This window comes from Paenibacillus sp. FSL R7-277, from assembly GCF_000517965.1.
Lineage (GTDB): Bacteria > Bacillota > Bacilli > Paenibacillales > Paenibacillaceae > Paenibacillus_AQ > Paenibacillus_AQ silagei.
Map to the genome: position 1 here is coordinate 1 of NZ_ASPX01000084.1, position 22,432 is coordinate 22,432.

21 protein-coding genes and 2 pseudogenes are annotated in these 22,432 nt (G+C 52.6%); 7 read left to right on the top strand and 16 right to left on the bottom strand.

Going from position 1 to position 22,432, the window contains the following annotated elements; genetic code table 11:
• From C173_RS25380 to C173_RS25390, 3 genes and pseudogenes are all read right to left on the bottom strand, one after another.
• Positions 1-1,467 (bottom strand): annotated as a pseudogene (locus C173_RS25380) (hypothetical protein); the annotation flags it as partial.
• Positions 1,468-1,999: 532 nt separating this feature from the next.
• Positions 2,000-3,191: pseudogene (locus C173_RS25385) on the bottom strand (class I SAM-dependent methyltransferase).
• 47 nt (positions 3,192-3,238) lie between these two features.
• A complete protein-coding gene (locus C173_RS25390) occupies positions 3,239-3,901 on the bottom strand; it encodes a DUF6483 family protein (protein ID WP_036730281.1) in 663 nt (220 codons plus the stop codon).
• A gap of 237 nt (positions 3,902-4,138) precedes the next feature.
• Here C173_RS25390 and C173_RS25395 point away from each other — a divergent pair, with 237 nt between their 5' ends.
• Both C173_RS25395 and C173_RS25400 read left to right on the top strand, forming a co-directional pair.
• Positions 4,139-4,696: an ArsR/SmtB family transcription factor gene (locus tag C173_RS25395; RefSeq protein ID WP_051478400.1), complete on the top strand. Its 558-nt coding sequence runs from the start codon at positions 4,139-4,141 to the stop codon at positions 4,694-4,696.
• 3 nt (positions 4,697-4,699) lie between these two features.
• Positions 4,700-6,004, top strand: a complete 1,305-nt coding sequence (locus tag C173_RS25400; protein ID WP_036730283.1) for an MFS transporter — start codon at positions 4,700-4,702, stop codon at positions 6,002-6,004.
• 79 nt (positions 6,005-6,083) lie between these two features.
• Here the strand turns inward: C173_RS25400 and C173_RS25405 are convergent, their stop codons facing one another.
• On the bottom strand, positions 6,084-6,869 hold the full coding sequence (locus C173_RS25405; protein WP_036730285.1) for an alpha/beta fold hydrolase: 786 nt from the start codon (positions 6,867-6,869) through the stop codon (positions 6,084-6,086).
• Positions 6,870-6,936: 67 nt separating this feature from the next.
• Positions 6,937-7,464 carry a spore protease YyaC gene (yyaC, locus tag C173_RS25410; protein WP_036730287.1) on the bottom strand — a complete coding sequence of 176 codons (528 nt, stop codon included), beginning with the start codon at positions 7,462-7,464 and terminating at the stop codon, positions 6,937-6,939.
• Positions 7,465-7,626: 162 nt separating this feature from the next.
• On the opposite strand from yyaC, the gene C173_RS25415 reads away from it, so the two are divergent.
• Positions 7,627-7,851 (top strand): DUF1128 domain-containing protein, encoded by a 225-nt coding sequence (locus tag C173_RS25415; RefSeq protein WP_036730289.1) that lies wholly within the window; start codon positions 7,627-7,629, stop codon positions 7,849-7,851.
• 118 nt (positions 7,852-7,969) lie between these two features.
• On the opposite strand, the gene C173_RS25420 is transcribed toward C173_RS25415, so the two are convergent.
• Complete coding sequence (locus C173_RS25420) at positions 7,970-8,689, bottom strand: pirin family protein (protein ID WP_036730291.1); 720 nt, start codon at positions 8,687-8,689, stop codon at positions 7,970-7,972.
• Positions 8,690-9,012: 323 nt separating this feature from the next.
• On the opposite strand from C173_RS25420, the gene C173_RS25425 reads away from it, so the two are divergent.
• Complete coding sequence (locus C173_RS25425) at positions 9,013-9,537, top strand: YtxH domain-containing protein (RefSeq protein ID WP_081751334.1); 525 nt, start codon at positions 9,013-9,015, stop codon at positions 9,535-9,537.
• Positions 9,538-9,666: 129 nt separating this feature from the next.
• The gene (locus C173_RS25430) at positions 9,667-9,996 is read left to right on the top strand and encodes a DUF5665 domain-containing protein (RefSeq protein WP_036694977.1); all 330 of its coding nucleotides are present in this window, start codon (positions 9,667-9,669) and stop codon (positions 9,994-9,996) included.
• Between the two features lie 220 nt (positions 9,997-10,216).
• Here C173_RS25430 and C173_RS25435 read toward each other — a convergent pair whose 3' ends face one another.
• The 10 genes from C173_RS25435 to C173_RS25480 form a co-directional block, all read right to left on the bottom strand.
• Positions 10,217-10,987: a sigma-70 family RNA polymerase sigma factor gene (locus C173_RS25435; protein ID WP_036730293.1), complete on the bottom strand. Its 771-nt coding sequence runs from the start codon at positions 10,985-10,987 to the stop codon at positions 10,217-10,219.
• Complete coding sequence (rsbW, locus tag C173_RS25440; protein WP_036730295.1) at positions 10,984-11,436, bottom strand: anti-sigma B factor RsbW; 453 nt, start codon at positions 11,434-11,436, stop codon at positions 10,984-10,986. The genes C173_RS25435 and rsbW overlap by 4 nt, the downstream gene beginning before the upstream one ends.
• Before the next feature lie 18 nt (positions 11,437-11,454).
• A complete protein-coding gene (locus C173_RS25445) occupies positions 11,455-11,793 on the bottom strand; it encodes an STAS domain-containing protein (protein ID WP_036730297.1) in 339 nt (112 codons plus the stop codon).
• A 96-nt stretch (positions 11,794-11,889) separates the two neighbouring features.
• Positions 11,890-13,560, bottom strand: coding sequence for a response regulator (locus C173_RS25450; RefSeq protein WP_051478402.1), 1,671 nt, complete (start codon positions 13,558-13,560; stop codon positions 11,890-11,892).
• 17 nt (positions 13,561-13,577) lie between these two features.
• Complete coding sequence (locus C173_RS25455) at positions 13,578-14,447, bottom strand: CheR family methyltransferase (protein ID WP_036730299.1); 870 nt, start codon at positions 14,445-14,447, stop codon at positions 13,578-13,580.
• Positions 14,448-14,528: 81 nt separating this feature from the next.
• Positions 14,529-18,197: a response regulator gene (locus tag C173_RS25460; RefSeq protein WP_036730301.1), complete on the bottom strand. Its 3,669-nt coding sequence runs from the start codon at positions 18,195-18,197 to the stop codon at positions 14,529-14,531.
• Entirely contained in the window at positions 18,194-19,357 is a 1,164-nt protein-coding gene (locus tag C173_RS25465) for a SpoIIE family protein phosphatase (RefSeq protein ID WP_036730303.1), read from the bottom strand. The genes C173_RS25460 and C173_RS25465 overlap by 4 nt, the downstream gene beginning before the upstream one ends.
• A 212-nt stretch (positions 19,358-19,569) precedes the next feature.
• Positions 19,570-19,917 (bottom strand): general stress protein, encoded by a 348-nt coding sequence (locus tag C173_RS25470; RefSeq protein ID WP_036730305.1) that lies wholly within the window; start codon positions 19,915-19,917, stop codon positions 19,570-19,572.
• A gap of 91 nt (positions 19,918-20,008) precedes the next feature.
• Positions 20,009-20,545 carry a hypothetical protein gene (locus tag C173_RS25475; protein WP_036730307.1) on the bottom strand — a complete coding sequence of 179 codons (537 nt, stop codon included), beginning with the start codon at positions 20,543-20,545 and terminating at the stop codon, positions 20,009-20,011.
• A gap of 67 nt (positions 20,546-20,612) precedes the next feature.
• On the bottom strand, positions 20,613-21,119 hold the full coding sequence (locus tag C173_RS25480; protein ID WP_036730309.1) for a DUF948 domain-containing protein: 507 nt from the start codon (positions 21,117-21,119) through the stop codon (positions 20,613-20,615).
• A gap of 187 nt (positions 21,120-21,306) precedes the next feature.
• Between C173_RS25480 and C173_RS33880 the strand changes: the two genes are divergently transcribed.
• Both C173_RS33880 and C173_RS25490 read left to right on the top strand, forming a co-directional pair.
• Positions 21,307-21,474 carry a DUF1328 domain-containing protein gene (locus tag C173_RS33880; protein ID WP_036730311.1) on the top strand — a complete coding sequence of 56 codons (168 nt, stop codon included), beginning with the start codon at positions 21,307-21,309 and terminating at the stop codon, positions 21,472-21,474.
• 323 nt (positions 21,475-21,797) lie between these two features.
• Positions 21,798-22,202, top strand: coding sequence for a hypothetical protein (locus C173_RS25490; RefSeq protein WP_036730313.1), 405 nt, complete (start codon positions 21,798-21,800; stop codon positions 22,200-22,202).
• The last annotated feature ends 230 nt before the right edge of the window (positions 22,203-22,432 follow it).

Sequence of the window (22,432 nt, forward strand, 5' to 3'; positions counted from 1 at the left end):
GGCGCGGTCCCCGCCCGCCGCACGGCAGCTGCGGCGGTGCAGCCATAGGCCGGCTAGCCACGCGCCGGCCCAAAGCCCGGCCAGCAGCAGCAGGCCGGGCAGGGGCTCTGCCGCCAGCCCGGAGCGGGCCAGCTGGCGGTAGAGCAGCGCCGCCGCGGCAACGGGGGCGGCGCCGGTGATTAGAAGCGGCACGAACAGTTGCCGCTTCAGGAGAAGGGCTGCGGCACCGGCGGCAGCCGCAGCCAGCCATGCGCCGCGCGACTCGCTGAGCAGCAGCGCGGCGGCGTACGGGAAGAGCGGCAGCAGGCGCGCCGCTCTTAGCCAGTGCGAAGCGGACCAGGTTCCGGTCCGCTTCCAATTGATGCCGGCATCTCCTGCACCTTCTTCCCCCGCCCTGCTGCCCGTTCGCTCAGAACTTTTGCCCGTACCCGTATCTTCTGCATCTGCCTCACCCGCTCCCCTGACACCCATACGCTCAGCATTATTGCCCGCACCCGTATCTCCTGCACCTGCCTCACCCGCTCTGCTGACACACATACGCTCAGCATTATTGCCCGTACCCGTATCTTCTGCACCTACCTCACCCGCTCCCCTGACACCCATACGCTCAGCATTATTGCCCGCACCCGCACCTTCTGCACCTACCTCACACGCTCCACTGTCACCCATACGCACCGCATTATTGCCCACACCCACACCTTCTGCACCTGCCTCACCCGCTCCGCTGACACTCGCACGCACCGCACTGCTGCCTGCACCTCCCTTATCTACTCCGCCTACAGCCACGCCTCCAAACGCACCGTTCTTCTCCCCATCCGCTGCTTTCCCAGAATCTCCAGACCCGAAGCTATAAGCGGCTGCAAACAGCCGTTCCAGTAAATACACGGCCATCACCGCACCAAAGGCATTCGGATACTGAAGCAATCCGGCCAGCCTCGCACCAGTGGCACTGACTCCCGGCGATTGGGTATACGCCACCGCATAAGGAATCGGCAGACCTCCGCAGACCGCCAAAAGGGCCGACAAACTGATAGTGATTCCAAGCAGATGCCACACTGCTGCAAGAAGAGTTCTTCCCCGGCGGGTTCGTGCCGCCAGCAAAGCGAATGTCACAAAGCTAGTGTAGAAGCCTGAGCGCAGCATTTCATTCAGCGTTCCTTGCGCGGATACGGGTCTGCCCAGTGTCTGGATAGCATACAAGAGACAGATTAACACACAAGCGCTGAGTAACCCCCAGACAGCCAGCCCCCTCCCTCCACCTATACTGCCAGCCAACTCCCGAATATGCTTTCTACGTTCAGGCTGCTCCTCTACTTGCGCCCCTCTACCAGCCGCCATATAGATAACTACCAATCCCAGCAAGACTCCGCACAAGCCAAACCACACCGTCAGGAACAAATACATCTCCCCGGTGAAAAAGAACCCTCTCAGCACACACGCCGCCGTCCCCGCTGCTATTAACGCCAACCCGCAAACCAAAGTAACCAACCAATCACTTTGCCGTCTATACCCGTTAATGCGCATCCTAAATCTCCTATTGCTCATGATGCTTAACAGTCTGCCCATATTTACCGGAAAACAGAAGAGCAGCTGATCCACCCGAGTAAGCTCAAATGCACAAATGAAGAGCACTTGTGCACCTCATTCCACCAAAAATAGCTCGAACACGCAAATGAAGAGCACTTATGCACCTGATCTCACCAAACGCAGCTTACACACGCAAATGAAGAGCACTTATGCACCTGATCTCACTAAACGCTGCTCACACGCTCAAATGAAGAGCACTTGTGCACCTCATTCCACCCAAAGTGGCCCTCCGCCAATTCAGGAACACTATTGTCTCTCAAAAGCTATCTATAGCCATCATCCTGCCTACTCACCTTCGCGTCAGCACAAATTTTGTTCGGTTTTTCACATACAGCCCCGAACCCGCAAAAAAACAGCCGCCCCCATCAGGAAGCGGCCGGTCTGTCATACCCTAAACTATTCAACACATGAATTAAACTTCCGTACTGCCGGAGGGCAGCAGGTCGGAGCAGACGCGTTCCAGGTAAGGCTTGGCACCGAGGAAATCGCGGAATGCGGTGTATTCACGCCATTTGGCAGCCCGGCCACCGCTGTCGCTGCGGACGGCGCGGATCAGGATGTTCTTCGGGGTGTGCTCCATATCGATGAATTCCAGCAGTTGGCTGCGGTAGCCCATCAGGTCCAGCAGCTTCGCCCGGATTGCATCGGTGGCGAGCGCCGAGAACCGCTCCTTCAGGATGCCGTGTGACAGCAGCGGATTCAGCACCTCGCTCTCTACCTGTGCGAACAGCTCATGCTGGCAGCAGGGCACCGAGAGGATCACCGATGCGCCCCAGCGCACCGCCTTCTCCAGTGCAGCATCGGTGGCGGTATCACAAGCATGCAGCGTGACCACCATGTCCACCTGATCCAGCTCATTATAGTCGGCGATATCGCCCACCAGGAACTTCAGCCGGTCATAACCCAGCCTGGCAGCCAGTGCATCGCAGTGCGCAATGACATCCGCCTTAAGGTCAAGGCCGACAATATTCAGCTCCCGCTGCTCGCGGACCGCGAGATAATGGTACAGGGCGAAGGTCAAATAAGACTTGCCGCAGCCAAAATCCACAATCGTCAGCGGCCGGCCTGCCGGCAGATCGCCCAGCACATTCTGAACCATCTCCAGGAACCGGTTGATCTGGCGGAATTTATCATATTTCTTGGCCAGCACCTTGCCCTCGCTGTTCATAATGCCAAGCTCGACCAGGAACGGCACCGGCTCCCCCTCATCCAGCACGTACTGCTTCCGGCGGTTATGGGCCAGATCCGGCGCTTCCTGCTTGCTGGCTGATTTGGTCAGAATCGATACCTTGTATTTCTTGCTGATCAGCACCTGATAGTCGGCACCGGCCGTACACAGCAGACCTTGGCGGAAGGTGTCCCTCAGCAAAGAGAGCATCTCTTCAGCGGCATCCTCTGCCGGAATGTTGCGGTGTTCGACCTTAGGGCCGATGTAATAGGCAAACTGATAATGCAGCTTTCCTTTTAGCTCAACAGGCTTAACCTGTACTTTATTGTAGGCGGCATCGCCCTTGCTGCGCAGCTGGCTTAGTGTAGCCGTAATCAGAGTGCGGCCGGTTATCACTTGCTCGATCAATTCCTTCAACGCTTCCAAATGGGTACATCTCACTTTCGGGTTTATAAAATAGAGCACGTTGTCTCCTGAATATCGTTACATTATAGCATTAACCGTGAGCTTGCTCCATTCTTCCCTGCCCTGCTGCACTTCCTCCAGAGGAAGACTGCCCTGCGCTAACTGCTCCGGACTTAACAGCAGCAGCCGTTCATAGAGCTCTCTGCCTTCCTCCGCTACATTCTCCCCCTGCTCCCAGAGCCGGTAGAGACTGTTCTCCGCCTTGGCGTAGTGCCCCTGAGATTCGTGGTACGCCATCAAGAGGCGTTCAGTCTTGGCGGGAAGGCGGTACGGCTCCACTTCTTCCAGCAGCTCACTTATCTCTTCCGTCATGTTCAGCAGCTCCCGGTCCGCGCCATGAAGATCGGCATAAATGAATAAATGCAGGGAACGCATCGCCCTGAACAGGGCCGCATCCCGGTCTCCTTTGGCCGCGTAAATCCCGCCTTCCTCCTTCAGCAGCCGGGCTACTCCTTGCAGCTTGTCGGCCTCAAGCACCCCTCCAAGACGAAACATATCAATAATATCCTCTACGGACAACGAATTAAGCAGACGCGAATTCAGGCGAAAATGCCGCATCAGCAGCTCATCCACTTCCCACAGGGCTTCCGTTGTTTTTTTATCCTGCTTCAGGGTCATTACTTTGGCGACCATAGCTGTCATATCCTCAATCATCCGTACAATATAATCCCTCCGGAACATACCCGTGCTCCTTTCGTTACGCAGTTGCTTCTCTTCTGTATCCTATGCTTCTGTTGGACTCATCTTAAACCATTCGTCTCTCCGGCGCCACTGTGCGGAGTTAAGTCTTGACCACACTATAATGATGAACTATAATTCAGTTACCCAATCTGTATTACAGATTGAACTATTTAGCAGATTGAAATTGGATACAGACTGTATACATGTTAATACGGACCCTATATAGGAGGTTTATTAATGACCAAGCCAACCGGCAACACGCAAGACTCCATCACAGCAGCCGTTTCAGGTCAACCGGATCTGCAGTCAAGCAACCGGATTTTGAACGTTACGCCGGAACAGGATAAGCTGCTGGAGAGCGCCTTACGGATTAAGATTATGCACACGCTGTCGGCAGAGCCGCTTACATCCAAGCAGGTTGCGGAGAAGCTGAACAAGACTCCGGGTAATATTCACTACCATATCGTCAAGCTCTATGAGGGCGGTCTGCTGGAGCTTGTCCGTACAGAAGCCGCAGGAGGAATCATCCAGAAATTTTACCGTTCCAAAGGTACGGTGTTCCACTCGGAGGCGCTTCGCAGCCTTCACTTCCGCGAAGAAGACCAGACCCGGCATTTCAATACCAGACTTACTCTCTCTCCTCAGGAGCTTGCGGAATTCCACCAGGAGCTGCTGGAGCTGATTACCGCCTGGGAGTCCAAGGTAACGGAAGGTGACGAATACGGTGTGGAAGTGATGCTGGGCCGTCTGCAGTCTGCCGATGCTGCTGCGCAGCCGGAAGAGGAGGCACATTAATAGATGAGCACCGCTGGCCCTTCCGGACAACCGAAGCATTATCCGCTTGAGGGCTTCGCCGCCCCTTTCCGGCAATCCCGCGCCTTTCCTTACCTGTGGCTGGGACATTTAGTTTCTTTTTTGGGCAGCTCGGTAACCATGGTTATCCTGCCTGTCCTGGTCTATTCCCTGACCGGCTCCACCACCATTATGGGGATGGTCATGGCCGCCTACATGCTGCCTAATGTAATCATGCTGCCGGTATCCGGACATATTGTCGACCGCTACGACCGTGTACGGATTATGATGCTGGCCGATATTGCCCGGTTCATCGTTATGATTACGACTGCTGTGCTGTCCTTGACCGGAGTGCTGAGCATTCCGTTGCTCTATGGACTTGTTGCCTGCTACGGCCTGCTGGACGGCTTATTCCAGCCCGCCTACGCTGCCGTCCGCGCTACCGTATTCACTCCGGATATCCGCGTAGCAGCGAATTCTTTAACTCAGATCACAACCCAGTCCGTGCGGCTGATCGGTCCCGCGTTAGGGGGACTGCTGATTACCCACCTGTCCGCGGGCATCGGCTTCGGAATTGATGCCTTCACCTATCTTATCTCCCTCATCTGCCTGGTCTATCTGCGCAGAGTGATGATGACCCGGCTGCAGGCTGCCGCCACTGAGACTGACATCCCGGCTAAGCCTGCTGCCGGGACCTCTCCCGCTCCGCACTGGAGACAGGATTTCGCCGAAGGAATACATGTTCTGCGCAGCCAGCCCTGGCTCTGGATTACAATTCTCGCCTTCTGCTTCGTCAATATATGTTATACGGGCGTAATCAGCGTCCTTCTTCCCTGGCTGTTCAAGGTCCATCACGGCTGGCCTCCTTATCTCTATGGCCTGGCCGTTACGTTCTCCGGTGTCGGGGCCATAGCGGCCGGCCTGCTGTACGGCCTGCGGCCGAAATGGAATCACCGCGGCATCCTGGCTTACGGCGGCGCACTGATCAGCGGGGCTGCTCTGCTGCTGCTCCCGTTCGCAGGCACTCCGGCAGCAGCTGTCACCTTATTTGCCGTAGAAGGCTTCGGACTAATGATCTTCGGGCTGATCTGGGAGATCAGCCTGCAGGAGCTTGTTCCGAAGGAAGCCTTCGGACGGGTAGCCAGTCTGGATATGTTCGGGTCCTTCGCCCTGCTGCCGGTCGGATATATCTTAGTCGGCTGGCTGGCCGACCAGATCGGAGGAGTGCCGACCATTATTATTTTTTCCGGCCTGGGCCTCTCCTGTGTTGCCCTGGTGCTGTGCGTTCCGGCTATCCGTAAGTTTCAATAAAATCCTTAGACAGCAAACAGAAGGCAGCACCCGCCGGAGAGCGGAAGTGCTGCCTTCTGTCCCTATTGCCTGATGTAATTTACTTCTGCACAGGGGCCTGAACGAAATCCTTAATAATCTTCGCCAGCTGCTCCGGTGCTTCAAACATACCCATGTGGCCTACACCCGGCAACGTCACCTTGGTGATATTCCGGTTGTCTGAGGTGAACGTCCGCTCCGGCGTCACCTTCGAATCCTCTGCTCCGGCAACGAGAAGCACCGGCAGCGCCGTTGCCGAGATCACATCTCGGCGGTCCGGGCGCTCACGCATCGCCAAGGACGCGCCAACCGCGCCTTGCGGCGGAGTCTTGTAGCCGATCTCCTTGGCCCGTTCCAGCAGCCGGGGCTCCGCTCCAGGAGCAAACAGTCCAGGCACCAGCTGATCCACAAAAGCAAAGATGCCTTCGCTCTGGATCATGGTGACGCTCTTCAGCCGGTTCTCCTTGGCTTCTTCACTGTCGGGATAGCCCGAGGAATGAATCAGCCCGAAGCCCTTCAACCGGGAAGCATGGCGCTGGGCAAACGACAGGGTAATATAGCCTCCGAGCGAATGTCCCAGCAGATAACATTCCTGAATCTCCAAGGCATTCAGCAGCGACAGCACATCATCAGCCATCTGCTCGATGGTATAGGCTCCAAGCGGAGCATCGGAAGCCCCGTGCCCGCGCAGATCCGGGGCGATGACCCGGTAATGGGCTGTAAGTCCGGGAATCACCTTTTCCCAGTATTCGGCACTCCCGCAGAATCCGTGCAGCAGCACGATTACATCCCCTTTGCCTTGATCACTATAGCAAATGTTGCTTCCCTCGCATCGAACATTTTCCATGGCTGCTTACCCTCTTTCTATGTAGTGGTCTATATTAATAAGCTAGAACAGCTGATTTGAAACGCTCTCAATCCGTAAGTCCGAATCCCAGGGCGGCTGCCCTGGCAATCTGGTCGGCCATAACCATTACCCGGTAGAGCGGGGTAGTCTGGATGGTCCGGTAAGGACGCGGACTGTTCACATCAACGATCGCCGCCAGACTGTAATTTCCTACAGCAGGCAAGAGTCCCCCTACCGATTCTGCCGGACGCAGCGGCTGCGCGGCCGCAAAGTAACAGCCCAGTGCGGCCGGCGGTCCCAGGCAGGCATCAACAGCGATTATAATCTGCCCTTCCGGAATCTCTGTTATCCTCTGAATCAGATTATCCGCATCACAGGGCGCCGGAAGCGTACCCGTTACATTCGGAAATCCGTACTCCAGCAGGCGGCTTCCCGTCAGCGGCCCCAGTGCATCTCCGGTGGAGCGGTCTGTTCCGATACAGAGGAAGGTCAGCTGCTCAGCGGAATACTCGTCTGCGATCCCGCGGAAGAAAGCCGCCAGTCCTCCGGCATCCATTTTACGCCGTTTTCTGCTCTCTTCTTCTCTGATGGCCAAAGACTCTCTCCCCCTTGCTAAGCAGCCAGTTATATTTACCTTTAATTTAACATGTTTGCGTGATCTGGACAAAAAAATGGTCATCCCTTGCCCAAACATGATAAGATATTTGAACTATACCAGTTCACATTCTATATTACTCAGGGAGGATGGTTATACTCAATGGATTTGTCAAAACCAAGCCAGGAGAACGTTGAATATATGATTGAAGGCATCAAAAGCAAGCTGAAAATGGCCAGTGCCGCTGCAATGCAGGCGTCCGCCTTTTCGGTGGAGCAGTATGAGGATATCCAGGATATTTATGAGGTTGCGATGGGCAGTGACCGGCTCAGTATCTCCCAGGTGGAGGCGCTCGTCTCAGAGCTTGGCCGCCTGCGCAAGAAATAGCACCAGCAGTTCGTATACAATATAAAGCCCTTCAGCTTCATTGTCCGTAAGACGGGACGTTGAAGCTGAAGGGCTTTTGTATACTCCAATAATAATCTTACTGTCATGCTCCGGCCTGCTACGGGAGATCAATCAGAATGAATTCTGCATCTCCTGAGCTGCTTATGCCTTTGAGCGTAAGCTCACAGCTCTTGCGGATACGCGCCGCATCCCCCTGCTGGAGCTGGAATACACCGTCCGCGCATGATATCTCCAGGTTCCCGGAAATGACATACAGATGAGTTCGCCGCTCCTCCTGCTGGGGATAGCGCAGCTCCCGGTTCGTCTGCAGAACGGACAAATAGATGTTAACATCATTGTCCAGCTGCAGCGAGCCTTGAGTTCCTTCCCCTGAAGCAATAGGCAGCAGGTGGTTGAGCTTAAGCTCGGCCGGATAGAACCGGGCATCCCATTTCGGGGCCTTACCAGGCCGGTCGGGCAACAGCCAGATCTGCAGGAACCGGACATCCACATGGTCTGACGGATTCGTCTCCGAATGGTTAATGCCTGTTCCTGCGCTCATCAGCTGCACGCTGCCTGCCTGCAGATCTGCATGATTCCCCAGATCATCCTGATGCTTCAGCACACCGGATACCACATAAGTGATAATCTCCAGATCATGATGCGGGTGCTCATGCATGCCTTGCTCCGGCTTCAATTCATTGTCGTTATGCGCCAGCAGTGCGCCGAAATGGGCGTTGCTGGGATCATCATAATCGGCAAACGAGAAGCTGAATTCACTGTGTATCCATTCTCTATTCGAAGTATGACGCTCGGCTGCTGTAACTACTTTTATCATAATGTTGCACCTCCATAGATGTTGGAATCTTATCAATATCCTAAACAGGGGAGTGAATGCTCTTCAATATGGGATGTATAGATGCGCTATGATTAACTATTTCTTACCCCCTTCCCTTCGAGATCAATCAAACTTGTAAAGCCGCATATTCACCGAATTTGGTATGAAAAAACACCTTTTCGGCTGTGATGCTCCCTTATGCTCCGGCAATCTTTGCCAAGCTATTCCGCTGTTTCAGCACATAGCCCAAAGTGTATATACGAAGTAAGAACATTCAGGCTCACCTGAATTTGAATAACAATTCTGATAAGGAGTGATTGATAATGAATAAAGCAGAGAAGGAATATCCGGTAGAAAGCGGCGGCACATTCTTAAAAGGGATCTTCATCGGCGGACTCTTGGGAGCGGCGGCAGCATTGCTATTCGCACCAAAGCCTGGACGCGAGATACGCAGTGACCTGTCCGATAAGCTCACAGTAGCTACGGATAAGACAAAAGAGGTTGCGGGAGCCGTAACTGACAAGACCAAGACGATTGCTACGACCGTAGGTGAAAAAGCTACAGACCTGGCAGGCACCGTATCGGCCAAGGCCTCCGATATCTTCACCACCGTCAGTGACAGCAAGCAACAAATTGCAGCTACTCTGGCGGAAACCGGCAAAAAGATTGGTGAAACGGTAAGCGATGCCTCCAAGGACATCACGGGCAGCGTTAAGGACGCCTCCCAGGACATAGCGGTTGAAGCCAAGGATACCTCCCAAGAGGTTGCCGACAAGGCGAAGGACGCTTCCAAGGAAATCGCAGGCGCAGCGAAGGATGCCAAGGACGAAGTTAAATCCTCTTATTAATCCCGGATGTTCAGGCTGATTATACATTGAAGGGAGCGGCCAGATCTTCCGTAGCTGGCCGCTCCCTATTTATGCATGTCTTATATTTCAATAAAGCCTGATTCAGGCTACAGAAAGCAGGTACGCCTTATGGGAGAAGCGGACAACAGAACCAAAGCTTATGACGTAGATGAGCATCCCTTCGAGCTGCGGCATGAGGTCAAACGCTTGAATGCGAGGCTAGACAAGATCGCCGACTCACTGGAGAAATCCGAGTTCAAGGATATCCTGGAGAACTATACAGACCCCAAGAAGCGGATTATCACCAACCTGATGGCCGGGATCTCCAGAGGCCTGGGCCTCTCACTCGGTACCTTTGTCATTCTTGGTATCCTTGGCTATATCCTCAGTTTGTTTCTCAATGTACCGGTTATCGGGGAATATCTTGGAGAAATCAAAAAGTATATAGATGCTAACTAAACACATTTCCCGCGCATCCCTCCTGCAGCCTACTCTACCGCGAATAGACTGCAGGAGGGATGTTGCTCTTTAACCCCACAAAGTGGGGCTCTAGCGTAGGTGATGACTCAGGTACTTGGCGGGGACCCCAAAACATATAAATTTTTATCTACCCAAAAAAGGGCAGGCTCTATCCCTTACGGGATGGAACCTGCCCTGATAAATATAATGACCTTGATCCTTAATAGGATGAATTAGCCATGATCTGCTTCAGCTTCTCAGTGGCCCGCTTCTGGATGCGGGATACGCTCATCTGCGAGACACCCAGCTTCTGGGCAATGGCCCGCTGGGATTGGCCATCCTGAAAGGCCAGCAGCAGCACCTGCTGCTCCTGTTCCTTCAGTTGTCCGAGCGCCTGCTGGAGATCCATACGCTTCTCCACTGTCTCGTAGTCATTCGCATCGGAGCTGATCAATTCACCGAGTGTGGCCCCACTCTCTTCCTGGGAGAGCGGTGAATCCAGGGAGACATAATGATAACATTCTCTGCCGGCCAGTACTTCCACAGTTTCCTCTACGGTGAGATCCAGATAGTGGGCAATCTCTTCAACCGCCGGAGAACGTTCGAGCCGAATGGTCAATTCATCAATGGCCTGCTGAACAAGCGCGCCCTTTTCCTTAATCCGCCGTGGAACCTGTATGTACCAGGATTTATCACGCAGGTAGTTTTTCATATGTCCAATCATGCTCTTCATCGCATACGGCTCGAAGGGAATCCCCAAGCTGATGTCGTATTGCGCCAGCAGCCGGATCAGCGCCATTTGCCCTACCTGATACAGATCCTCATAGAGATCCGGACGGTTACGGGCAATTTTGCCGGCTGCCATCTTCACCATAGGTTCATATTTACGGATGAGCACTGTTGCGATTTCATTGTCTTTCGTCTGCTGGTATTCCCAGATCAGGCTTACTGCTTCATTCATGGACTCTGGGGGAGTCACTTTGTCATTCATACTTTCTCCTCGCTGAAATTGAGCCGTTTAGTCAGGGTAACGACTGTCCCTTTCCCTGATTCGCTAACAACGCTAACGTCATCCATCAGCGCCTGCATTAAATAGAAGCCCAGTCCGCCCACTTGAACATCATTCAGCTCCTTGTCATGAAGCGTCAGACGTTCCCCGGACGCATCCAAACCGTCAAAGCTCTCCCCCTCATCTTTGACAGTAATGGATAAGACACTTGATCCTACCTCAAAGATTACATCAACCATACCGTCCGCTTGCCCATAGGCATAGAGCACGGAGTTATTACATGCTTCCGAGACGGCTACCTTCATATCTTCAATGTCTTCATAAGTAAAACCCATTTTGGAGGCAATGCCGTATAAATTAAGTCTGACAATATCGACATATTCTGCACTGGCGGGTAACTGAAGAACTACTCTTTGTATGTCATCACTCATTCTTAGTTCGATCCTTTCCTAGTGGGAATTCTCTTGGGAGGCAAAAAACTTGGAAATGCCGGTCATGTCAAACAGCTTCTGTATTTGCGGGGGAACTTCAGCAACGGTGAACTTGACGTCCATTCCATGTCTTGCTTTGAGGATCGACAACAGGATTCCTATACCGGTGCTGTCAATATACTTCAGATCCTTCAGATTAATCACGAGATCAAGCCCCGTGTCTCCCACTAGCGGTTCCATCACCAGACGAAAGTCAGGTGCCACAGACAGATCGAGTTCACCTGTCAGATAAACAGTACATACCGAACCAACGGTTTCGGTCTTTGCGTGAAACTTTTCGCTTTTATGTGTATTCATAGACAACTCTCCTGGTTAAATGTTTTCTTTACCAATAACCCTAATAGCCTAGGGTTGAAACAACAAATAGACAATACGGCACTGGTAAATCATGGGTCATGCGTTGAAAAGCGAAGTGTTCCGCGCGGTTGCGGGATTATCTCTGCCTGAATATCTGGAGATCATTTGTTTGATGCTGCTTAGCTTGAGCGGCTTGCTGATGTAGCCGTCCATGCCGGCAGCGGTGCAGCGGTCCTGAATCCCCTCCATCACATTCGCAGTCATCGCAATGATCACCGTCTTGTCAGGCGAACCGCTGCTCTCCTCACGAATCAGGGAAGTGGCTTCAAGACCATCCATCACAGGCATCTGCAGGTCCATGAAGATAAAATCGTACTCGGATTGCCGGGCCAGTTCTACAGCCTGGTTCCCGTCCTCAGCAACATCGGCACGATATCCGAGCTTATCCAGCATGCTAACCATAAGGCGCTGATTAATCGGATGGTCATCTACGACCAGCACTTTGCTCCGGCTTGCTTCATCTAGCTCGTCCGCTGTACCGTCCTCTTCCCGGCAGCCGCCTTCCAGCTCTTCCTCCGGCAGGGCAACCTGGATAGTGAATACAAAGGTAGCCCCCTTCTCTTCCATCGACTCTACACGGATATCTCCGCCCATCATGCCCACGAGGGACTTGCAGATGGCGAGGCCGAGGCCTGTGCCTCCATATTTACGCGTCATGGAGGAATCAAGCTGGGAGAAGGGCTGGAACAGCCGGTCACATTTCTCCGTTGAAATTCCAATACCTGTATCCTTAACGGTAAATTCTATTACCAGCTTATTATCCGCTGAAGGCAGAAGGGAAGCAACTAAATAAACGCCGCCCTGGTTGGTAAATTTCACCGCATTGGATACGAGGTTGATCAGCACCTGGCGCAGCCGGGCCATATCTCCATAAATCAGCCGCGGCAGCTTCTGGTCGATGAAATAGGCCAGCTCCAGATTTTTTTTGCCGGCTTCCGCCGAGAACAGACTAAATACCTCCTGAACGGTGGTATGCAGCTCGAATAATTGCTCTTCCATTTCCATTTTGCCCGATTCCATCTTGGTGAAATCAAGGATATCGTTAATCACGGTTATTAGTGTGTCCGCACTTTTACGGATAATCTCTGTGTATTCTTTCTGCTCAGGAGCAAGCTGGGTCTCCATCAAAAGATCAATCATACCCACTACGCCATTCATCGGCGTGCGGATCTCATGACTCATCATCGCCAGAAATTCGGTCTTGGCCTTAGCCGCGATCTCCGCCTCTTCCTTGGCTTTGATCAGTTCACCGTTCATGCGCTCAAGCTCCAGCGTCTTTTGCTGCAGCTGCATCGCCTGAATCTGCTGCTTCTTGCTGGTCAGATGCATATTCACAAAGCCTTCAATCTTCGACTTCAGAATCTGCGGGATAAACGGTTTGACCATATAATCAATAGCGCCGGCAGAGTACCCTGCGAAGAGATGCTCCGACTCCCTGCTGTTGGCAGAGATGAAGATGATCGGAATATCCTTGGTTTTCTCCCTGGCTTTGATTAACTTGGCGGTTTCGATCCCGTCCATACCCGGCATCTGAACGTCCAGAACAATCACGGCGAATTCATATTTCAACAAGCACCGCAGTGCTTCTTCTCCAGAATTGGCTTTGACAAGCTTGTAATGCTGACTCTCAAGGACGGCTTCGAGTGCCAGCAAATTCTCGGGACGGTCGTCAACCAGCAGTATATGAATCGGTTCCTGAACCCCCATAGGTCCCTCCTTACCCGCTATTTATTTTTGCGGTATATTTTTTCTACCCGGTCCAGAGGCTCATAGCTGTCACTGTAGCGTGTGAAATGAATAGATTCCTTGGAACCGAGGACCAGCACTCCGAACCGGCTGAGGCTCTCATGGAACAAGCCATGCACATGATCGCGGAGCTCGTCGTTGAAGTAGATCATTACATTCCGGCACAGGATCACATTGAATTCGTTGAAGGAAGTGTCCGTTGCCAGATTATGCTCTGCAAAAATGATGTTCTTGCGTAAATACGGCTGCAGAATCACTGAGTTATATTTCGCTGTATAGTATTCCGAGAAGACGCCCGTGCCTCCGGCCTCAAGGTAGTTCTTGGTGTATTGCTTCATCTTGCCGATCTCGTACACGCCTTCTTTGGCCTGCTGCAAGGAACGGGCGTTCATGTCCGTGGCATAAATTCTAGCCTTGTCATATAATCCTTCCTCATGCAGCATAATTGCCATCGAGTAGACCTCTTCGCCTGTCGAGCAGCCGGCATGCCAGATCCGGATATAAGGATAGGTCCGCAGGAGCGGAATGACCTTCTGACGGAAGGTCAGGAAGAGTCCGGGATCACGGAACATCTCTGTCACAGGGATCGAGAGACTATACACGAACCGCTCGAAGCAGGCACGGTCATGCAGCACCTTTTCCTGCAGGGCAGAAATAGTAGGTAAGCTCTCCGCATGGACATGATGCCAGATGCGCCGCTTCAAGGAAGGCAGAGCATAATTCCTGAAATCATATCCATACAAACGGTGTACTCCGTTCAGAAGCAGCTCAATCTCAATCTGTTCAAGCTCCTGCTTGCTCTCCGGCGGATTCCCCTGACCCTCATATCCGTGCTCCATCGCTGCCATTGTCATCAATACTCCCTTGCCTGCGCCTTATTTCCGTACTTGGTTTGAACCTGCTGTATAGCTATTACCCCGAAATCACCCTTACGAATACAACCAGACGCGCATTAACGAAAGAAGCTGATCCGTGCTGATCGGTTTCTTCATATAATCGGAGGCTCCGGCTTCAATACACTTGGCCCGGTCCTCCTTCATAGCCTTGGCTGTGAGGGCGATAATCGGCAATTTCTGGTACTGCGGCATCTGCCGGATGCGGCGCATAGCTTCATATCCGTCCATCTCCGGCATCATCATATCCATCAGCACCAGATCATAATCACTCTGTTCGACAAGCATGTCGATGGCCTCGCGGCCGTTCTCGGCAAATTTCACTTCCATGTGATAGCCTTCGAGCACGCTGGAGAGGGCAAAGACGTTGCGGATGTCATCATCGACGAGCAGTATTTTTTTGCCTTCAAACAGTTCCTCTTTATTGTGCAGCTTTTGCAGGATTTTACGCTTATCTTCCGGCAGATTTGCTTCTACCCGGTGCATGAACAGCGTGGTCTCATCCAAAAGCCGTTCCGGCGAGCGGACATCCTTGATGATAATAGATTCCGCATATTTGCGCAGCTTGGTCTCTTCCTTGCTGTCCAGATCCTTGCCGGTATAAATAATAATCGGCAGATCGTTCAGCTCCTCATCGTCGCGGATCTGATCCAGCAGCTCGAAGCCGGTCATATCATCCAGCATCAGATCAAGCACCATACAGTCATATCTCTGCTTGTGCAGCTCATTCAGCGCCTCTTGGCCTGAAGACACCGCCGTAATCACTACATCGTCATGTCCGATAAGCTCCTCGATGGAACGGCGCTGGATATCGTCATCCTCGACAATCAAGAGATGCTTCATCGTGCTGGCGGTGTAATTCTCAATCTGCGAGAAGGCCCGGTCCAGCGCTTCACGGGAGGACGGCTTTCTGAGGTAGGCCATCGCTCCCATCATGAGCCCCTGCTTCATCTCATCATTCACAGAGATTACATGCACCGGAATATGGCGTGTCTGGGAGTCGCTCTTGAGCTCTCTCAGAATCGACCAGCCGTCCAAGACAGGCAACTGGATGTCGAGGATGATCGCGTCCGGCAGCAGGGTCTTGGCCATCTGCAGGCCGATATCACCCTGCAGGGCTACCAGCCCCTTGAAGCCGCGTCCGCGGGCCATGCCCAGCAATATCTTGGCAAAGCTCTCATCATCCTCAATAATCAGCAGCACCTTGTCGCCGCTGGCAAGGGATTCCCGGTCATCTTCCACAACTACAGGCTTAGCAGGTGTAGGCGTGATGTCCCCTGCCTTATCCCATGAAAGTTCCTCCCGGAACTCCTCAAGCTGCAAGGCCTCCCCGGCAGGAGCGGCTTCAACCGCTCCCGGCAGCAGGCTAAAATTCCCCTGAACCGGCAAATACAGTGTAAATACGCTGCCTTGCCCTTCACGGGACTCCAGTCCGATGGCCCCGCCCATCAGGCGGGCTAATTCGCGGCTGATCGACAGGCCAAGCCCCGTGCCGCCATATTTGCGGCTCGTCGTACCGTCAACCTGCTGGAACGCCTCAAAGACGATATCCATCTTATCTGACGGGATGCCGATCCCGCTGTCTTTGACGGATATGGCAATATAATCATATTCATGCGGCAGATAGGCAGGCAGCCGCTTGACGTCCGCACGGCTAACAGAGAACTCTACATACCCTTCGCTCGTGAATTTGAAGGCATTGGACAGCAGGTTACGCAGGATTTGCTTCAGTCTGTGACTGTCGCTATATACACTGTCCGGAAGCGGCTCGTCAAAGGACAGGCGCAGCGACAGCCCCTTCTGCGCAGCCAGCGGAGCAAAGTTCTGCTTCACGAAGGTCTTCAGCTCGACGAGCGGAATTTCTTCATGATTCAGCTCCATTTTGCCGGCATCGACCTTGGACAGATCGAGAATCTCATCAATCATTTTAAGCAAATCTGCACCTGACATATATATGGTATGGGCGAATTCGACCTGCTTCTCGCTCAGATTGCCTTCCTTGTTCTCCGTAAGAAGCTGGGAGAGAATGAGCAGGCTGTTCAGCGGAGTACGCAGCTCATGGGACATATTGGCCAGAAACTCGGATTTGTATTTACTGGTTACTGCAAGCTGCATAGCCTGCTTCTCCAGCTGCATACGGGCATGTTCAATCTCATCCTTCTTCTCTTCAACCTCTTGCACCTGATCCTGCAGGGCACGTGTCTTGGAGACCAGCTCTGTATTGTAATGCTCCAGCTCCTCCTGCTGGCGCTGCAGCAGCTCCTCTGAACGCTTCAGGGCATCCGTCTGCTCCTCCAGATTCTCGTTAGAGCGGCGCAGCTCCTCCTGCTGGGTCTGCAGTTCCTCCGACTGGCATTGCAGCTCTTCCGTGAGCGCCTGCGATTCGCGCAGCAATTCCTCAACCACAAGCCTGCGGCTGATGTTGTTCAGAATAATCCCCAGATTATTGGAGAGCTGATGCAGCAGTTCATTCTGCAGCACCGAGAATGGTGTGAAGGAAGCGAATTCCACAACACCCAGAACCTCATCCTCGAATAAAAGAGGGTGGATCGATATATAACTTGGATGCGACTCCCCGAATCCCGAAGACACTGAGATATAGTTGTCAGGCGCCTCCGTCAGCTTGATCGGCAGCTTATCCAACGCGCTCTGTCCGACCAGTCCCTGACCGATCTCGAAGCTCTCCCTGGGCGTAACCCCCTCCTCACCGGCATAAAAAGCGCTGCTGACCAGCAGGTTCGGATTATCCTGGCTCTTCAGATAGACGGCACCATACTGCGCTCCCAGCACAGGCGTGAACTCACTGATGAAGGTCTGGGCTACCTGATCCAGCGAGCTGACGCCGCGAAGCAGCTCCGTAATTCGGGCAATATTGGCATTCAGCCAAGCCTGATCGCTCTGTGCCTGGGCATAGGATCTCTCAAGCTGCTGCTTCTGCTCAAGATCCTCGGCCATCCGCTGGAATACCCGGGCCACATCGCCGATCTCATCCTTCGACTTCACCTTGATCCGGCGGATCGCCCGCATTTTACCGTTGCCGAAGCTGGTAATCATCATGGAGACGACACTTAGGCCGCGCGTGATGCTCGGTATCACCCACAAAATGACACCCAGCCCGAGCAGCAGCCCTAAGACCATGATCAGGGTTACCATCTGAATCGATCTGCTCGAAGCCTCCTGGGCGTTAGCAGTCTCCTCCGTCATCCGGAAGGCATTGTAATCAGACAACGTATTCAGGCTGTTCAGCACCTCGTTCTGAATATCCTGTCCTTCTGCATTGCGGTACGTGTTGGCATTCTGAAAGTATCCGGCACTCAGCATCTCCAGGACCTTGTCCTGATACTTCAGATAGCCGGAATAGGCATTCTCAATCCGGGATAAAATCTGCAATTCCTCTGCCGTCTTCAGAGAGGCCTTAATATTCTCCAGATGCTCCGCAGACTTCAGGACCTTGCTGTCAATTTCCGCCTTCTGCGCTTCCAGGGTTACAGTATCGGCATTAAGCATGGACGTGGTCAGTATCCGTGCCATGTCGTTCACTTCTCCGCGAAGTCCCGAAGAAGCACGGCCTTTGCTATATCTCTCCTGGTAGCTGTCCAGCTGATTGCTCATATAATGGAGCCTGTCATACCCGATCAGGGTAAGCGCCAGCATAATCGCCAGCATGGCGCTGAATCCGATCAGCAGCTTAGCCTTAATCTTCATTCCTTATCGGTTCCTTTCTTCAGCGAGATCCACACCAGGCATTTATCGTCATCACGTTCCGAATTAACCGGCTCACTCAGGAAGGCAGCGCGCACCAGGTCTTCCTGCCAGTCATGAGTGGCATTCAAATGCCCGATCATGAATTTCAGCTGCTCTTCCTGCTCGCCCTCCACCATCTCCATGAGGCCGTCCGTGAACAGCACCAGATGACCCTCGTCCTCGTAGCTGAGGCTCTGCTGCTGAATATCGATCCGGTCAAACAGACCTACAGGGTGGCAATTGCTCTCCAGCAGTACAGGCGTTTTGGCATCTCCTTCAAAGAACAGCGCCGGCGGATGCCCGGCATTCACATAGTTAATCCGCTTCTGACGGGTGTCAATGACAAGATAGATCGCCGTGAAATAATACTGGACCAGCTGCTTCTCAATATATAGCTGATTAAAGCGTCTGTTAAGCTCCTGAATAACCTTCTCCGGTTCCACATAGGTCGTTACGGTATCCTTTAGGACCGAGGCAAGGAACATGGTAAACAAAGAAGACGAGATGCCGTGGCCCATCATATCGAGCAGGATGACCGCATAACGCCCGTCTCCCAGCGGATACCAGGCATACAGATCCCCGGCCAGCTCGAAGGAAGGCTGGTAAATCGCATGTACCTCCAGGGTCTCCTCGGCAAGGGGCAGACTGAGTACCGCATTCTGCACCAGGGCAGCCAGCTTCAATTCATCCTGTATCCGCTGGTCCCGCTCCTTATGCCAGTCCTTCTCGCGCTTCAACCGCAGCGCGAGGCGGATACGGGCCATCAGCTCCACCTTGTTAATCGGCTTCGTAACATAATCCACCGCTCCGGCATCCAGCGCCTCTGCGAGCTTCTTGGAGTCACCTACAGCCGTAACCATAATAATAGGAATATCCTTCAGATGCTCATATTGCTGGACCACCCGGCAGGCTTCAATTCCATCCATTTCCGGCATCATCATATCCAGCAGAATCAGATCCACATCGGACGGCCGGGGCTCTTCCCCCACACCGACGCCCAGCAGCTTCAGCATATCTTTGGCGGACGAGGCCGTTATGAAATTCCGGTAATCTTCCTTCTTGAGGATCTCACGGATAATAATTACATTGGTAGGATTGTCGTCTACGATTAATATTCTCAAGCTTCCTCACCTCACGCGAATATTGTGTTAAGGCCCTAACCCGCAGCTCTGTCATTCTATCATACGATATTTACACGGCCTGTTACCAACCAGCTAGATATTGGCATAAAGCAGGTCCCGGCTTCAACAAAGTAACCTCCAGCTCCACTAACGTCTAGTGGGACTGGAGGTTACGCTATTGTACTATTAAGGTCAGCGAAGCCGACCCGCGATTATTGTGGGTTTCTTTTGGCAATGACCAGAACCTTGCCTGTATCCAGCTCTTTCTCGTAAAATGCCGCCTCCGCTGCGCTGAAGCCCAGTGAAGTCATCTTGAAGCGTAAAGCGTCGCCGCGCGAACGGAATAGGTTGGCAATGGCACCGAACAGCCCTTCTTCACTCAGCCCCACTTCATTAGTATCTGCGGCGTCCACGATACGCCCTTCGCGGTCTTCATCGTGACTGATCACATAAAGATCCTCTCTGGTGTAGCCGCTGCTACGGAGCCGATTCACTTCTTCGATCGCCTGAACGCCGTTCTCCAGGAGCTTGGCATAAGCCTGTGTACCTGTTGAATCCATGAGATCACTCTCCTTCATAATGAATAAGGGCCCAGCCACCGGATGGATGACTGAGCATTCATTAACCCAAATCGCCGCGCTTGAAACAGCTTCAGAAGGAATACGCGTCGAATAAATCCAGCCCGGCCCATTCGCCGCTCTCCGTATTGCGGTAGATCTTGAGCGCAGCCTCTCCTCTAATATAAACATCCCCATCCTCAGCTTCATAATCAGGCGCTCCCAGCATATCCTGCACGTTCATGGCCTGCGGATTAAGCATCCGTCCATTGAGGCTCAGACCATATTGTCCGGCCTGGGAAGGCGAAGCATGAACATACAGGACAACACCGCCGCATACCCCCGCCGAGCTATCGGCATACTGATATTCAAGACACCCGGCCCAAGGATCTTCAACAATCTGCTGAGGGGTTCCCTTGATCTGCAGCAGCTCCTCTTCCGTCATATATAAGCTAATGCCGGACAAGGAGTCGAAGCTGCTTATGTAGAGATCGGCAGCTGCGCTATGCTCGAAGGCGAACATTACCGGCAGCTGTGCAGCGGTACCGGGAGCGGGAGAAACAGTCTCATCCTGCGGCGGTGCAGATATGAAGGGAGCAAGCAGACTAAGCAAGAGAATAACCATTTTCATAGGGTTCCCGCCTTTCATGAGCTGATATTGCCCCGTCCTGAGCCCCGCCGTATTTCATTCCATCGTATTAATGGCGGAATTTCTGCCAGATTGCAGCGGCTGCATCCACGCCTTTGAGGGCTGAGGCTATCTTGCCCTTGGATTTGCTTGAACTCACTGCCTCATAGGATTGCACGGTTCTCTCCTCGGCCGGTGTTAACGGGGCTTCTGCGATGGATACCGATTTTGCCTTATCCTTCAGTTCACGTGATTTACGGAATTTCTCAATTACCGTTACAGATACCTGCTTCACGGTCAATGTCAGCTCGTTCATGACATCGCCCAGATTCTTTACAGAATCCACGATCGGGTCAATTTTCTGAATTTTACCCTGCACATCCGCTGTGATGTCATTGGCATGCCGGACTGTTGTTTTGACTTCATAGGTAAGCTCATCAATAGTCTTCTGAACCTCCTGCAGAGTCTGACTGACCTTGTCGAGCGATTCCTTCGCTGACTTCAAGGTTTTGATTAAAAAGAATACGAGTACTGCGAATGCGATAGCAGCCAGTGCTACGCTAAGTTCAATGATCATTGTAGATAACCCCTTCCGAGTGTGTAAATTATCGGTTTGCACTGTCTGATACTGCATAGTTACCCTTACAGAATTGGGCCGAAACAAAGGTCAAGCCCCTGGAATCCTCTTCCTTTCCTCCCTGTTTCAAATGGATACGCCCCGTTTAAACAATGACTACATCAACGCACAGAAAGGATGACATCTCATGCTAAGATGGTCAATAATTCTGCTGGTAGTCGCCCTGATCGCCGGTATCTTCGGATTCTTCAATATTGTGGCGGCGGCTGTCGGCATCGCCAAAGTATTGTTCTACATCTTCCTGGTCCTCTTCGTGGTCTCACTCTTTATGGGCCGCAGGGGACGATCTATGTAGGCAAGCACGCCGTTAGCTGACTGCCGGACAGGCAGTGCTGCAGGCCCGGAGGCCTCCGCCAGGAGATCTCCGGGCCTTTTGCTGTTCCCGCCAGTCTTATGTAGTGTTGAAATGGGCTTCATTCCCCTTCAAAAAGTATAGGCCTTTCCGCTCAGGTTGTCATCCGTGATTCAGTCCGTAATGAGGCGTTCCCCGCTAAGGCCGGACAAGAAAAATAAAATTTATTGATGCCGCTGGTTCATTCAATGCAATTTATGTTTACATCCTTATTAGCACAGCATGAACATAGAACATCTCACCATCATACCTAGGAGGAATCATCGATGAAAAAATTAGCCAGTTTAACAGTAGCAATGGGTCTTATGGCTTCCTTGGCAGCAACAGCTTCCGCAGCTGAGGTAGTAACAGGAACAACAGAAACTACCAAAACCACTTCTTCCGATGCAGTAACAACTGTAACCGGAGTGACTTACCTGAACCCGGCAGACCCGGTAATTACACAAGCTGACATCAAGCCAGCAACACCTCAGATCATTCTGACCAAACTCACAGCATTCCATCTTTCTGCGGGAAGCACAACTGCTATTGGCTGGTTGGGTGCACAGACTGTTGATACTACTGGTGTGATCACAAAAGACGCTATGGGCAACGAATGGAGAGAAATCTACACTTGGCTGGGTAAAGCCTGGATCAAGGTTCCTGCCTCTGCATACGTAATCAATCCATAAGCGATTGGACATATAGGAGTCATAGCTGCTCCACTCATATGCTGCAGCTATGACTCAACGGATGTACCTAACAAGGCACGTGGACGCCAATCCAAACGGCCTTTTTTTGCGTCTAATGGATGCTAAATTCCCCCACCAAAACATATAAAAAGGGTTATCCCTCCAGTAGAATCTTCTACTGGAGGGATAACCCCGCCATACACCCGCTTGTAGTTCACCCGTCACAAACT